The organism is Streptomyces sp. NPDC034049, assembly GCF_055575575.1.
The window spans coordinates 140,622-153,529 of the sequence record NZ_JBVISJ010000017.1 but is presented as its reverse complement, the minus strand read 5'-3'; the positions used below and the strand labels follow the sequence as shown (position 1 = coordinate 153,529).

12 protein-coding genes are annotated in these 12,908 nt (G+C 71.3%); 1 reads left to right on the top strand and 11 read right to left on the bottom strand.

Features of this window, described 5'->3' with window-relative positions:
* Positions 1-15: 15 nt before the first annotated feature.
* The 8 genes from ACZ52C_RS35675 to ACZ52C_RS35640 form a co-directional block, all read right to left on the bottom strand.
* Positions 16-972 (bottom strand): N-acetylglucosamine kinase, encoded by a 957-nt coding sequence (locus ACZ52C_RS35675; RefSeq protein ID WP_469078720.1) that lies wholly within the window; start codon positions 970-972, stop codon positions 16-18.
* Positions 973-1,067: 95 nt separating this feature from the next.
* A complete protein-coding gene (locus tag ACZ52C_RS35670; RefSeq protein ID WP_469078680.1) occupies positions 1,068-2,333 on the bottom strand; it encodes a 6-phospho-beta-glucosidase in 1,266 nt (421 codons plus the stop codon).
* A 7-nt stretch (positions 2,334-2,340) separates the two neighbouring features.
* The gene (locus ACZ52C_RS35665; RefSeq protein WP_469078679.1) at positions 2,341-3,240 is read right to left on the bottom strand and encodes a carbohydrate ABC transporter permease; all 900 of its coding nucleotides are present in this window, start codon (positions 3,238-3,240) and stop codon (positions 2,341-2,343) included.
* Positions 3,237-4,181 carry a carbohydrate ABC transporter permease gene (locus ACZ52C_RS35660; protein WP_469078678.1) on the bottom strand — a complete coding sequence of 315 codons (945 nt, stop codon included), beginning with the start codon at positions 4,179-4,181 and terminating at the stop codon, positions 3,237-3,239. Before ACZ52C_RS35660 ends, ACZ52C_RS35665 begins: the two co-directional genes overlap by 4 nt.
* 6 nt (positions 4,182-4,187) lie before the next feature.
* Positions 4,188-5,525, bottom strand: a complete 1,338-nt coding sequence (locus ACZ52C_RS35655; RefSeq protein ID WP_469078677.1) for an ABC transporter substrate-binding protein — start codon at positions 5,523-5,525, stop codon at positions 4,188-4,190.
* Positions 5,526-5,661: 136 nt separating this feature from the next.
* Positions 5,662-6,909, bottom strand: a complete 1,248-nt coding sequence (locus ACZ52C_RS35650) for an ROK family transcriptional regulator (RefSeq protein WP_469078676.1) — start codon at positions 6,907-6,909, stop codon at positions 5,662-5,664.
* 154 nt (positions 6,910-7,063) lie between these two features.
* On the bottom strand, positions 7,064-7,897 hold the full coding sequence (locus ACZ52C_RS35645; RefSeq protein WP_469078675.1) for a hypothetical protein: 834 nt from the start codon (positions 7,895-7,897) through the stop codon (positions 7,064-7,066).
* A gap of 223 nt (positions 7,898-8,120) precedes the next feature.
* Positions 8,121-8,657 carry an HNH endonuclease gene (locus ACZ52C_RS35640; RefSeq protein WP_451274134.1) on the bottom strand — a complete coding sequence of 179 codons (537 nt, stop codon included), beginning with the start codon at positions 8,655-8,657 and terminating at the stop codon, positions 8,121-8,123.
* A 314-nt stretch (positions 8,658-8,971) separates the two neighbouring features.
* On the opposite strand from ACZ52C_RS35640, the gene ACZ52C_RS35635 reads away from it, so the two are divergent.
* Positions 8,972-10,066, top strand: a complete 1,095-nt coding sequence (locus ACZ52C_RS35635; protein ID WP_469078674.1) for a mechanosensitive ion channel family protein — start codon at positions 8,972-8,974, stop codon at positions 10,064-10,066.
* A gap of 120 nt (positions 10,067-10,186) precedes the next feature.
* On the opposite strand, the gene ACZ52C_RS35630 is transcribed toward ACZ52C_RS35635, so the two are convergent.
* The 3 genes from ACZ52C_RS35630 to ACZ52C_RS35620 are packed head-to-tail and all read right to left on the bottom strand — an operon-like array spanning position 10,187 to position 12,785.
* Complete coding sequence (locus tag ACZ52C_RS35630; RefSeq protein WP_469078673.1) at positions 10,187-11,545, bottom strand: ABC transporter permease; 1,359 nt, start codon at positions 11,543-11,545, stop codon at positions 10,187-10,189.
* Entirely contained in the window at positions 11,542-12,255 is a 714-nt protein-coding gene (locus ACZ52C_RS35625; RefSeq protein WP_469078672.1) for an ABC transporter ATP-binding protein, read from the bottom strand. Before ACZ52C_RS35625 ends, ACZ52C_RS35630 begins: the two co-directional genes overlap by 4 nt.
* Positions 12,252-12,785, bottom strand: a complete 534-nt coding sequence (locus tag ACZ52C_RS35620) for a PadR family transcriptional regulator (protein WP_469078671.1) — start codon at positions 12,783-12,785, stop codon at positions 12,252-12,254. Before ACZ52C_RS35620 ends, ACZ52C_RS35625 begins: the two co-directional genes overlap by 4 nt.
* Positions 12,786-12,908 lie beyond the last annotated feature (123 nt).

Genomic DNA, 12,908 nt, shown 5'->3' with positions numbered 1-12,908 from the left:
TGGCGCGGGGCGGGGTCAGCCTCGTTCGTAGTGCGCCCGCACGCGCGCGTGCACGCCGCGCGGCGCGCCCACGCGGTCGAGCCCGAGCAGCGCCGCGCCCAGCACCGGGCCTGCCGTGACCACCCGGGGCACCGCCTTGGGCGCGGCGGCGGCCAGCGCCTCGCGGATCCGGGCGTCGAGGAGGGGGTGCCGGGCGGCGAGGACACCGCCGCCGAGGAGGACGGGGGTCTCCTCGCCGAGGAGGTCCAGACGGGTCAGGGCCACCGTCGCCATGGCCACCACCTCCTCGGCCATACGGTCCACCAGCGAGCGGGCCACCGGGTCGCCGCCGGTCGCCGTGGTGAACAGGACCGGGGTCAGCTCATGGCGGCGGACGGCCGGGATGTGCCCGAGGTGCAGCGCCTCGACCAGGGCGTACACGGAGTCCAGGCCGAAGTGCGCGGGCAGCGTCTGGGCCAGTGCCGTGTGACCGCCCCGGCCGTCCTCGGCGCGTGCCGCGTGCCACATCGCCTCCTCGGCCAGGCCCCAACCGCCGCCCCAGTCCCCGGAGATGCGCCCCAGCGCGGGGAAGCGCGCGGTACGGCCGTCGGGGCGCATGCCGACACAGTTCACGCCGGCACCGCACACCACCGCCACGCCCCGCGGCTCGGCCACCCCGGCCCGCAGGATCGCGAAGGTGTCGTTGCGGACCTCGACGGTCGTGCCCCACGCGCGCGTGCGCAGCGCCGCCGCCAGGCGCTCCTCCTCCACGGGGAAGTCGGCGTTCGCCAGACACGCCGAGACATGGTCGACCGAGCGGAACCCGGCCTCGGCGAGGGCCCGCCGTACGACCTCCGCGAGGCCGTCGACCGCCGCCGTCACCCCGACGGCCGGCGGCTGGAACCCGCCGCCGCGCGCCGCGCCCAGCACCTCCCCGTCGGGCGCGACCACGGCCACGTCGGTCTTGCTGTTGCCCGCGTCGACGGCGAGCACGCTCCCGCGCACGCCCTCCCGCCCGCCGCGCCGGTCGTCACGCCCGCGCCGGCCGTCACGCCCGTGCGCGCCGCCCAGCCCGTGTGCGTCCTCGCTCATGCCCACGCGAGGTGCTCCCGGTTGTGTGCGAGCAGTCGGTCGGTGAGGGCCTCGGCGTACTCGTACTGGCCGATCAGGGGATGGGAGAGCAGGGCTCGGAACACCCGGTCCCGGCCGCCGCGCAGGGCCGCGTCCAGGGCCAGGTCCTCGTACGCGGTCACGTTCGCCATCAGACCCGCGTACAGCGGATCCACGGTCGGTACCGGCAGCGGGGCCGCGCCGTCCGGTCCCACGGCGGCCTGCACCTCGATCACCGCGTCGGCGGGCAGGAACGGCAGGGTGCCGCCGTTGCGGGTGTTCACCACCTGGTACGGGCTGCCCCCGTCGCCCAGCAGGGACGCGGCGAGGTCCACGGCCGCCTCCGAGTAGAAGGCCCCGCCCCGGCGGGCGAGCAGCGCGGGTTTCTCGTCGAGCGCCGGGTCGGCGTACATCTCCAGCAACTCCCGTTCCATCGCGCCCACTTCGGCGGCCCGGGAGGGCTTGGTGCCCAGCTCCCGCACGACCTCGTCGTGGGCGTAGTAGTAGCGCAGGTAGTAGGACGGGACCACCCCGAGGCGGTCCAGGACCGGGCGGGGCAGGCGCAGATCGGCGGCGATCGTTCCGCCGTGGTCGGCCAGCAGTTTCGGCAGCACGTCCTCGCCCGCCGGGCCACCGAGACGGACCCCGGTCTCCCAGGTGAGGTGGTTGAGGCCCACATGGTCCAGGTGGACCTCGGCCGGGGCCACCCCGAGATGCGCGGCGAACTTCCGTTGCAGGCCGATCGCCACGTTGCACAGGCCGACCGCCTTGTGGCCGGCCCGCAGCAGGGCGCGGGTCACGATCCCCACCGGGTTGGTGAAGTCGATGATCCAGGCCTCGGGGTTGGTCCGGCGCACGCGCTCGGCGATGTCCAGGACGACCGGCACCGTGCGCAGCGCCTTCGCCAGGCCGCCCGCGCCGGTGGTCTCCTGACCGACACAGCCGCACTCCAGCGGCCAGGTCTCGTCCCGCTCCCTGGCTGCCTGACCGCCGACGCGCAGCTGGAGGAGGACGGCGTCGGCGCCCTCGACGCCCCGGTCCAGGTCACCGGTGGTGACGATCCGGCCCGGGTGCCCCTGCCGGGCGAAGATCCGGCGGGCCAGGCCGCCGACCAGCTCCAGCCGGTCGGCGGCCGGATCGACGAGCACCAGCTCCTCGATCGGCAGCGTGTCCCTGAGCCGGGCGAACCCGTCGACGAGTTCGGGGGTGTAGGTCGACCCTCCGCCGACCACGGTGAGCTTCATAGTTGTATCAACCCTTAACTCCGGTCAGGGTGACGCCTTCGACGAACGCCTTCTGGGCGAAGAAGAACACGAGGATCACGGGGGCCATGACCAGCACGGTCGCGGCCATGGTCAGATTCCAGTCGGTGTGGTGCGCGCCCTTGAAGGATTCCAGGCCGTAACTGAGCGTCCAAGCGGCCGGGTTCTCGGAGGCGTAGATCTGCGGTCCGAAGTAGTCGTTCCAGGCGTAGAAGAACTGGAACAGGGCCACGGCCGCGATGCCCGGCTTCGCCATCGGCAGGACGACCCGCAGCAGGGTGCGCAGTTCGCCGCAGCCGTCGACACGGGCCGCGTCCACATACTCGTCCGGGATGGTCGTCAGGAACTGCCGCAGCAGGAAGATGGAGAACGCGTCCCCGAACGCCATCGGGACGATCAGCGGCCACAGCGAACCGGACAGGTCCATCTGCTTGGCCCAGAACAGGTACATCGGGATCACCACGACCTGGGGCGGCAGCATCATCATCGAGATGACCAGCATCAGCGCCACCTGCCGGCCCCGGAAGCGGAACTTGGCGAGCGCGTACGCCACGGGGACGGACGACACGACGGTGAGGACCGTGCCGAGGCCGGCGTAGAGAAGGGTGTTCTTCCACCAGGTCAGGAAGCCGGGGGTGGCCAGGACCTGGCGGTAGTTGCCCCACTCCCAGGTGTGCGGGAGCAGATCGCGGGTGAGCGCCTGCTGGTCGCTCATCAGCGAGGTCAGCACGACGAAGACGAAGGGCAGGGTGAAGAAGAGCGCGGCGGCCACGCCCAGGGAGTGGACGGCGATCCACTCCAGCAGGGCCCGGCGGCGGGCGATCCGCTCGCTGTCCGGGGCGGCCACGGCCGTCACGGGCTCGTCGCGCACGTCCAGTACCTGGGTCATCGGTCACCCGCTCCGATCAGTCCGCCCCGGCGCCGCATCAGCAGCGCGGTGAACACCATCGACAGGGCGAACAGCACGAGGGCGACCACACAGGCGGAGCCGTAGTCGAAGCGCTGGAAGCCCAGGTTGTAGACGAGCTGGGGCAGAGTCAGGGTCGACTTGTCCGGGTAGCCCGGCTCGAACTGCTGCCCGGAGCCGCCGATGACGCCGGAGGCGACCTTTCCGGCCACCAGGGGCTGCGTGTAGTACTGCATGGTCTGGATCACGCCCGTGACCACGGCGAACATCACGATCGGCGAGATGCTCGGCAGGGTCACGAACCGGAACCGCTGCCAGGCCGACGCCCCGTCCAGCTCGGCGGCCTCGTACTGCTCCCTGGGGACGTCGAGCAGCGCGGCCATGAAGATCACCATCAGGTCGCCCACGCCCCACAACGCGAGCGCGGTGAGCGCCGGTTTGGACCAGGCCGGGTCGGTGAACCAGCCGGGCGTCGGCAGGCCCAGCCCGTCGAGGACCGAGTTGACCGGCCCGGTGCCGGGATTCAGGAGGAAGACGAAGGCCAGCGTCGCGGCGACCGGCGGGGCGAGATACGGCAGATAGAACAGGGTGCGGAAGACACCCGTCCCGGTCCTGATCTTGGTGATCAGCAGACCGACGCCGAGGCCGAAGACCACCCGGCAGGTGACCATGACCAGCACCAGCCAGAGCGTGTTGCGCAGGGCCGGCCAGAACATCGGATAGTCGTTGAAGACGTAGGACCAGTTGCCCAGGCCGCGGAAGACCGGTGTGCCGAATCCGTCGTACCTCATCAGCGAGAAGTACACGGTGGACACCAGCGGATAGGCGAAGAAGACGCCGAACCCGATCAGCCAGGGGGACAGGAAGGCCACCGTCCGAAGCGCCGACCTGCGGCGCTTCGCGCGGAGAGTGAAGGTGGACATCGGGCGCTACTTCGCCTGCGCGATGTCGGTGTCGATCTGCTTCGCGGTCTTCTCCAGGCCCTTGTGGAGGTCCGTCACCTTGCCGGACTCGTACTGGTAGCCGAAGTCCTGCAGCGTCGTCTGGTACGTGGAGCCGTTGACGGAGGCCGGCGGGGTGTTCGAGTGCTTGTTCTGGGCGACGTCCAGGAAGGTCCGGAAGCCCTCGTCGACCTTCAGATCGGGCGACTTCAGCGCCGCGAACGTGGACGGCACGTTGTGGATCGCGTTGGCGAAGGAGACGACGGCCTCGGTGTCGGTCGTCAGGTACTTCACCAGCTCCCAGGCCGCGTTCTGCTTCTTGCTCTGCGGGGCGATGCCGATGATCGTGCCGGAGAGGAAGCCCTTGCCGTACTCGTCCGCCTCGTCGTCGGCCACGGGCATCGGCGCGGTGCCGATCTCGAAGTCGGTGCCGGCGGCCTCGGCCATCCCGAGCCGCCACTCACCGTCCAGCTGCATGGCCACCTGGCCCGTCTGGAAGGGGTGCTTGGCGCCCCATTCGTCGCCGAAGGTGTTCCGGTACTTCTCCAGCTTCGCGAAGCCGCCGAGCGAGTCGACCAGCTTCCTCTGGTACGTGAACATCTCCGCGAACGCCGGGTCCTTCGCGATGTTCGACGTGCCGTCGGCGTCGAAGTAGGCGTGGTCCCACTGCGACATGTAGTGGTCCACGACCGTCTCGTAGCCGTGGTAGTTCGGCATGAACCCGAGCTGCGCGTAGCTGTCGCCCTTGGTCTTCGTCAGCTTCTTCGCGTCCACGGCGAACTCGGACCACGTCTTCGGCGGCGCCTTGATGCCCGCCTTCTCGAACGCGTCCTTGTTGTAGTACAGCCCGTACGCGTCCCCCAGCAGCGGCAGCGCGCACCGGGTGCCCTCGAACTGGGTGTAGTCCAGCATCGGCTTCGGGATGATCTTGTCGAGGTCGAGCTTCGACTTCTCGATGAAGGGACCCAGATCGGCGAAGGCCCCGGAGGAGCAGAACTTGCCGATGTTGGACGTGGTGAACGAGGACACCACGTCCGGGCCGTTCGAACCGCCCGCCCGCAGCGCCTGGTTGAGCTTGTCGTCGTTGATGTTCCCGACGACCTTCACCGTGATGTTCGGGTGCTCCTTCTCGAACCGGTCCACGTTCGCCTGGATCGCCTCCACCTCGCCGGGCGCGCTCCACCCGTGCCAGAAGGTGATCGTCGTCTTGGCGTTCGGGTCGTCGGAGGCGGTGGACCCGGACTGCCCCGTACAGGCGGTGGCGAGCAGGGCGAGGGAGGCGGTGGCGGCGAGAGCGATCGCCGCGTTCTTGGATATTCCGGACATGGCGGAGTCTCCTGAGGGGGGGAAGGGGTGACCTGGGAGGAAGGGGGACGCGCCCGGGTGACTCAGGGGCGCGGGGAACTGCGCGACCGGCCACGGCGGGCCCGCAGTGTCGAGACGGTTTCTGACGCGGCCGGACTCAGCGGAGCGTCAACGTGTCGAAGACCTCGTCGCGGGTCGCGGCGAGCGCACTCTCCAACGCGCCGCGCAGGACCGGGTGTTCACGTACGTCGCCGAGGACGAGCCGCGGCCGGGAGGCGGCCAGCTCCGCCAACTCGGCCTCGACGAGCGCCCGCAGCGGCTCCCCACCGGCGGTCAGTGCCGTACCGCTGAGGACGACCAGCTCGGGGTCGAGCACGGCCACGAGTGACGCGATACCGGTCGCGAGTCCGGTGGCGTAGGTGGCCAGAAGTCGACGGTGGGGCCCGGCGTCGATGTCGGCGGCGGCACGGGACACGAGCGCCGCCGCGACCTCGGCGTAGGGCCCCTCGGGGACGTCGGTGATGCCCAGCTCGCGGGCGAGCCGGGGGATGATCTGCGAACCGGCGAGCTCCTGGAAGCCGCCGCTGTTCGCCTTGGTGACATGGCGGACCAGCGGCACACCCGGGACCGGCAGGAAGCCGACCTCGCCGGCGCCCCCGGTGAACCCCCGGTGCAGCCGCCCGCCGAGGACGACCGCGGCGCCGAGGCCGCCCTCGTTCCACAACAGCACGAAGTCGTCGTGGCCCTTGGCCGCGCCCAGTCGTTGTTCGGCCAGCGCGGCGAGGTTCACGTCGTTCTCGTACTCCACCGGCATGGGCAGCGCGGCGGCGAGTTCGTCGAGGAGGGCGGGGGAGTGCCAGCCGGGCAGGTGCGAGGCGTACCGCAGCCGCCCGGTGGTGGGGTCGAAGGCGCCCGGTGTGCCGATGACCAGCCGGCGCACGTCGGACCGGGTGAGTCCGGCGGCCTTGACCGCCCCGTCGAGGGCGGTGGTGACCTGCCGTACGACGGCTGCGGCGGGGCGGCGTCCGGGGGTGGGGACGGCGTGTTCGCCGACCGTGCGGCCGGTGATGTCGGCGACGGCGGCCAGGACGCGTTCGGGGGTGACGTCGAGTCCGGCGGCGTACGCGGCGGTCGGGTCGACCGCGTAGAGCTGGGCGTTGGGGCCGGGTCGGCCCGTGCCGGATCCGGCGGCGGCGGGGTCGCCGTCGCGGGGTCCGTCCGCGCCGGTGCCGGTGGCCACCACGAGTCCGGCGGCTTCGAGGCGGGCCAGGAGCTGGGAGGCGGTCGGCTTGGACAGCCCCGTCAGCCTGCCGAGGCGGGTCCGGGAGAGCGGCCCGTGCTCCAGCAGCAGATCGAGTGCGGCGCGGTCGTTCATGGCGCGCAGTACGCGAGGGGTTCCTGCCATGGGTCCGCCACCTGCCCAACTGTTAGGAAACTTTCCTATCGGATGCCAGGACGATAGGACTAGACCAGGCGAGCGTCAATATCCGGCCACGAAAAAGCCCCCGGGCGACGGATTCGTCGCCCGGGGGCCGGTGCCCGCCGCGCGGGCGGTGGTGCTACTTCACATCGACGAAGTCCGCCGCGGACGTCTTCGCCGCGGTGGTGGACGTACCGGCGAACTTGTAGCGGAACGAGCCGTCCTTCGACGCCTTCACGGTGGTGGACAGGGCCCCGCCCGTGCCGGAGGTCACCGTCTTCACGTCGGTGTACGCGGTGGCGCCCTCGGCCTTGAACTGCAGGGTGACCTGCTGGCCCTGGTAACCGGTGTAGACGCCCTTGCCCCAGTCGGCGCGGGTGAGCGCGCCCTTGACGGTCAGGGTGCGGCCCTTGACCGCCGGCTCCGGGGTGGCGTTGACGGTGACCTTGGATATCCGCTGGAGCTTGGCGGTACCGAGGTTGCCCCACAGGTCGAGGCCGGTGTGGACGCTGATGTGGCCGTCGGACTCGTCGAGGTCGATCGCCGTCTCGCTGTAGAGGGCGGCGGCCTTCCAGGTGGTGGCGTCCGCGGTCGTGTAGAGGTGGTCCTCCGGGTCGACGGTGAGCTTGGCCGAGCACGACTCGGTCGCCGTGGTGGCGGTCGTCGCGACGGTGGTGCAGACGGGCTTCGAGCTCGCCTCGATCGCGTTGTCGGTCTCCGCCAGCGGACCCCGGTAGAGGGCGATGATCAGGAAGTTCTTCTCGTAGTCGATGACGAGGTCGTCCGGCCGGGTGAAGCTGTACGTGACCGGCACGGTCACCGAGGCCTTGGTGCCGACCGCGATCGGCTTGCCGTTGTTGACCGTGACGGCGCCGAAGGTCAGGTCCGGCGAGTCGGCCAGCGCGGCGGGCGCGGCCAGGCCGGTGAGAGCCAGGGCGCCGGACACGGCGGCGCTGATGGCGAGCTTGCGCATGAATCCCCACATTCGAGGCGGGCCCCTGGGCGTTGCGCTCCAGAACAAGGGCCCGCTGTGGGGGTGACACTAGGCGATCACGGGTGCGGAGGGAATGCGGGGTACCTGTGAAGACGGTGATGAAGGCGCAGGTCAAGTGGATCTGAGTGTTCCGGACCCCTGCCCGCGGTGCGTACCGGGTGCCCCTGCGGCGAGGGCACCCGGCCATGCAAAACCCGGACCGTCAGGCGGAGATGCCGTCGATCCGGGCCAACGCGTCGTCCGCGCCGTACGGCTGCAGGTAGGGCAGCCAGCGCGGGTCCCTATGGCCCGTGCCGATGATGCGCCAGGCCAGCCCGGAGGGTGGAGCGGGTTTGTGACGGAGCCGCCAGCCGATCTCGACGAGATGGCGGTCGGCCTTGACGTGGTTGCAGCGGCGGCATGACGCGACGACGTTGTCCCAGACGTGCTTGCCCCCGCGACTGCGCGGGATGACGTGGTCGACGCTGGTTGCGACGCCACCGCAGTACATGCACCGGCCCCCGTCACGGGCGAACAGCGCCCTGCGGGTCAGAGGAACGGGCCCCCGATAGGGGACCCGGACGAATCGCTTGAGCCGGACCACGCTGGGTGCGGGGACTGTGACGGTCGCGCTGTGCAGATAGGCGCCGGATTCTTCCAGGGAGACGGCCTTGTTCTCCAGGACGAGGACGAGCGCGCGGCGGAGCGGTACGACGCCGAGCGGCTCGTACGACGCGTTGAGGACCAGGACGTGCGGCACGGATGCCTCCTTGTACGCCGGCGGCGCGTGGCTCGCGCCGTGGACGATCCGTAGTCAGTCTCCCCTCAGGCCTGGTGGAAGCGCCACCATGTCCCGGTAACGGGCTGGGAGTGTTTTCGACCACACCTCATTCATCCCCCGCCGTGTGCGCCCTTCACTCCCTGGTGAGCGCCTTGTCTCCCTCGAACATGGCGGCGACCTCCACACAATGCCCCGTTAGTGTGGTGGGCCTGCCCGTCCGGTGACCTTTCCGTGACCCGACGGATCTTGACCGCCGTACCGGAGGGCAGATATCGCACCTGGAGGTATCCGCCGTGTCGCCCGTTTCTTCCCTGCCCCTCCTACTGGCCGCCGCCACGCCGTCGCCGTCCCCCTCGGAGACGGCGACGACACCGGCCGTGCCGTCGCTGGAGGACGCCCAGGAGAGCGCGACCAACGCCGCCAGCTGGGTGGAGGAGAACTGGTCCACATGGCTGGCCATCGGTCTCCGCGTCCTGCTGATCGTGGTGATAGCGGCGGTGCTGAGAGTGTTCGTCCGGCGGGCGATCACCAAGCTCATAGACCGGATGAACCGCTCCGTCCCCGGCGTCGAGGGCGGCACCCTCGGCGGCCTGCTCGTCAACGTCGAGCGCCGCCGCCAGCGCTCCCAGGCCATCGGCTCGGTGCTGCGCTCGGTCGCGTCCTTCCTGATCCTGGGCACGGCCGCCCTGATGGTGCTCGCCACCTTCGAGATCAACCTCGCCCCGCTGCTGGCCTCCGCCGGTGTCGCGGGCGTCGCCATCGGTTTCGGTGCCCGGAACCTGGTCACGGACTTCCTCTCCGGGGTCTTCATGATCCTGGAGGACCAGTACGGCGTCGGCGACACCGTCGACGCGGGCGTCGCCTCCGGCGAGGTCATCGAGGTCGGCCTGCGCGTCACCAAGCTGCGCGGCGACAACGGCGAGATCTGGTACGTCCGCAACGGCGAGGTCAAGCGCATCGGCAACCTCTCCCAGGGCTGGGCCACGGCCGGCGTCGACGTCACCGTCCGCCACGACGAGGACCTCGACAAGGTCCGCCGCACCCTGATGGAGGTCGGCGAGGCGATGAGCAAGGAGGAGCCCTGGAACGAGCTCCTGTGGGGCCCCATCGAGGTCCTCGGCCTCGACGACGTCCTCCTGGACTCGATGGTCGTCCGCGTCTGCGCCAAGACCATGCCCGGCAAGGCCCTCACGGTCGAGCGGGAGCTGCGCTGGCGCATCAAGAAGGCCTTCGACGCGGCCGACATCCGCATCGTGGGCGGGGCGCCGGCCACCACGACCGACGACACGGACGACCCGAGCGCCGCGGTGGCCGCCCCGTCGGTCTACGCCAACACGACCTCACCCCAGTCGGAGCGCGCGACACCGATCGCGCCGGCGGCGAAGTAGGCGGCAGCGCGTCCGGTGCCGCCGCACCGGTTCAGCACGTTCGTTCGACGGCGTCCCAGGAAGCCCCCCGTGGCCTCCCGGGACGCCGGGTCCGATGCGCCTGCCGTCATGCGCCCGCCGTCACGCGTACCGCAGCTCCGTGGGCCGGATCGCCCGCCTGAGCAGCGGCAGGGAGGTGGCCGCCGCGAGGAGACAGGCGCCGTAGATCGCGACGGGCACCAGCAGCGCCCCGAACGGCAGGACCGAGGTGCCGCCCATGGCCGTGGCGTACACGAAGGCGATCGTCGTGCCGCCGGCCCCGCCCACCAGTACCGAGGGCGCCAGCGGCAGAGCGGTCTCCAGGAGCAGGGCCCGGCCCAGCACCTCGTACGGCACCCCGGCGGCGACCTGCGCGGCCAGGCCCCGGCGGCGGGTGGCGAGCGACTCGGCGGTGCCGACCGCCAGCCCGAACAGGGTGACGGCGAAGCCGACGACGATGGCGGCGGCGGTGAAGTTCAGGCCGGTGATGTAGAAGTCGGCCCTCTCGGCCAGGTAGTCGTACTTGTCGATCTCGGCGAGCATCGCCTGCCGTACGCCGATGTACCCGCTGCCGACCACGGCCCCCATGATGACGGCCGCGTGGGTGCGGGCCGCCGCCCACGGATCGTCGCGCAGCCGCTCGGCGGCGATCAGGACCGCCGCGTTCTCGGCGCGCGCGGCGAGCAGCCGCCCGGTGAGGGTCGAGACGATGCCGGACAGCAGCACCGCGCCCGCGCCCACCGCGAGCAGCGCGCCGCAGACGATCAGCGGAGCCTGGCCGGACGAGTAGGCCATGTTCCGGGTGGTGTTGGCGACGGAGAGGACCGCCACGAGTACCAGCAGCGTCACCGCTGCCAGGAACACCCACACCGGCCCCCGGCCCGTGCTCGGCCCCACCCGCCGCACCCAGCCCAGCGGCGAGGCCACCACCCGGCGCAGCGCCAGCACGCTCACCAGGGCGCCCAGCACCGGCACGCCCAGCGCCACCAGCACGATCACGATCCAGGCGACGAGGGTGGGACTCCGCCACTCGCTCAGCAGGAACACCACGAAGGCGACCGTGGTGACCAGCGAGCCGGCCAGGCAGGCCAGCCCCGTCTCCAGCGCCGCGATCCGGCGCACCTGGCCCGCCGACGCGCCGGCCAGTCGAAGCCCGGCAAGCCGACGGTCCCGGTGGACGGCGCCCACCCGGGTGCACTGGCCGAGGAAGCCGAGGACCGGGACCAGCAGGAACAGCAGGGTCACGATCACCCCGGAGCGCTCCCCGGGGTTGTCCAGCAGCCCGGCGGCCAGGTCCACGTGGTAGCGGCCCCTCAGGGAGGCCAGCACCCCCGCCGCCAGGCCGAACGCCGTCGCCAGCGCCGCACCCGTCCCCGTGAGCGCCACCCGCCACCACTCGCGCCGGTCCGAGCCCCGCGTGAGCAGAAGCGCCAGGCGCAGATCGTTCCTCAGCTCCTTCACCGGGACACCTCCACCGTCACGTCGGCCTCCGACACCACGACGCCGTCCTTCAGCAGGACCTCCCGGTCCGCGTACGCCGCGGTCTGGGCGTCGTGCGTGATCAGCAGCACCGCCGTACCGTTCTCCCGGGCCGCGTGCGTCAGCGCCGTCATCACCTGCTCGCTCGCCAGGGAGTCCAGCGCGCCGGTCGGCTCGTCCGCGAACACCACCTTCGGCGCGGTCACCAGCGCCCGGGCCAGCGACACCCGCTGGGCCTGGCCGCCGCTCATCTCCCCGGGCCGCTGCTCCTGCTGTCCCCGTACACCGAACCGCTCCAGCCACTCGCCGGCCCGCTCCCGTGCGGCCCTGCGGTCCGTCCCGGCCAGCAGCAGCGGCAGCGCGACGTTGTCGACGGCCGTCAGCTCGGGTATCAGCTGCCCGAACTGGAAGACGACTCCGAAGTCCGTCCGGCGCAGTGCGCTGAGTTCCTTCTCGGGGAGCTGGTCGAGCCGCTTCCCGGCGTACGCCACCGAGCCCTCGTCCGGCCGGACGATGCCCGCCAGGCAGTGCAGCAACGTGGACTTCCCGCTGCCGCTGGCGCCCGTGACGGCGAGGATCTCGCCCTCCCGCAGCTCCACCGAGGCACCGCGCAGCGCCCGGGTCCTGCCGTGCTCCTTGACCAGTTTGCGGGCCGTGAGCAACGGCGCGGGACGGGCGTTCTTCTCGTTCATGCTGCGTCTACCTCCGCGGTCAGGGTGGTCAGCCGGGCCGCGGTGGTGTTCATCCAGCGGAGGTCGGCGTCGAGATGGTTGAGGGCGTAGTCCGCCGCGAGCACGGTCGAGAGGTCGGCGCCCGGCGTGGTCTTCACGGAGGTCAGCTCGCGCATGCGCGCCATGTGCGCGGCGCGCTGCGCCCGTAGGTAGGCGGCCGGGTCGCCGTCGGCGAGGATCGAGACGACGAGCTTGGCGAAGATCTCGTTCGTCACGAACGGCGCGGGCGCGGTGATCTCCCCGGCCCACTTGGCCAGCTCGCGCGCCCCCTCGTCCGTCGAGCGGTACATCGTCCGCTCCGGACCGCTGTCCGCCTCGGTGCCGTCGACCTCGGCCAGGCCGTCGCGGACCAGTCGTTGCAGGGTCGTGTAGACCTGCCCGTAGGCCAGCGGTCGGGCCTGCGGGAAGCGTTCGTCGTGCCGTCGCTTGAGGTCGTAGCCATGGCTCGGCCCGCCGGCGAGCAGCCCCAACAGGATGTGACGAGTGCTCATGGCCCCCAGTATGCACTGAGTACATGTACTGAGTGAATAGTGGGCGCGGGGTGGGATGCGGAATCCCACGTGCGAGTGAGCAACACCACGATGTCCGCCCACCCACGTCTGCGGCGGCGCCCA

Excerpts from the sequence above, each read along its gene's own strand:
- ACZ52C_RS35620 (WP_469078671.1), bottom strand. The coding sequence starts at position 12,785 with ATGAGCACTCGTCACATCCTGTTGGGGCTGCTCGCCGGCGGGCCGAGC.
- ACZ52C_RS35655 (WP_469078677.1), bottom strand. The coding sequence starts at position 5,525 with ATGTCCGGAATATCCAAGAACGCGGCGATCGCTCTCGCCGCCACCGCC.
- ACZ52C_RS35645 (WP_469078675.1), bottom strand. The coding sequence starts at position 7,897 with ATGCGCAAGCTCGCCATCAGCGCCGCCGTGTCCGGCGCCCTGGCTCTC.
- ACZ52C_RS35660 (WP_469078678.1), bottom strand. The coding sequence starts at position 4,181 with ATGTCCACCTTCACTCTCCGCGCGAAGCGCCGCAGGTCGGCGCTTCGG.
- ACZ52C_RS35650 (WP_469078676.1), bottom strand. The coding sequence starts at position 6,909 with ATGGCAGGAACCCCTCGCGTACTGCGCGCCATGAACGACCGCGCCGCA.
- ACZ52C_RS35665 (WP_469078679.1), bottom strand. The coding sequence starts at position 3,240 with ATGACCCAGGTACTGGACGTGCGCGACGAGCCCGTGACGGCCGTGGCC.
- ACZ52C_RS35625 (WP_469078672.1), bottom strand. The coding sequence starts at position 12,255 with ATGAACGAGAAGAACGCCCGTCCCGCGCCGTTGCTCACGGCCCGCAAA.
- ACZ52C_RS35670 (WP_469078680.1), bottom strand. The coding sequence starts at position 2,333 with ATGAAGCTCACCGTGGTCGGCGGAGGGTCGACCTACACCCCCGAACTC.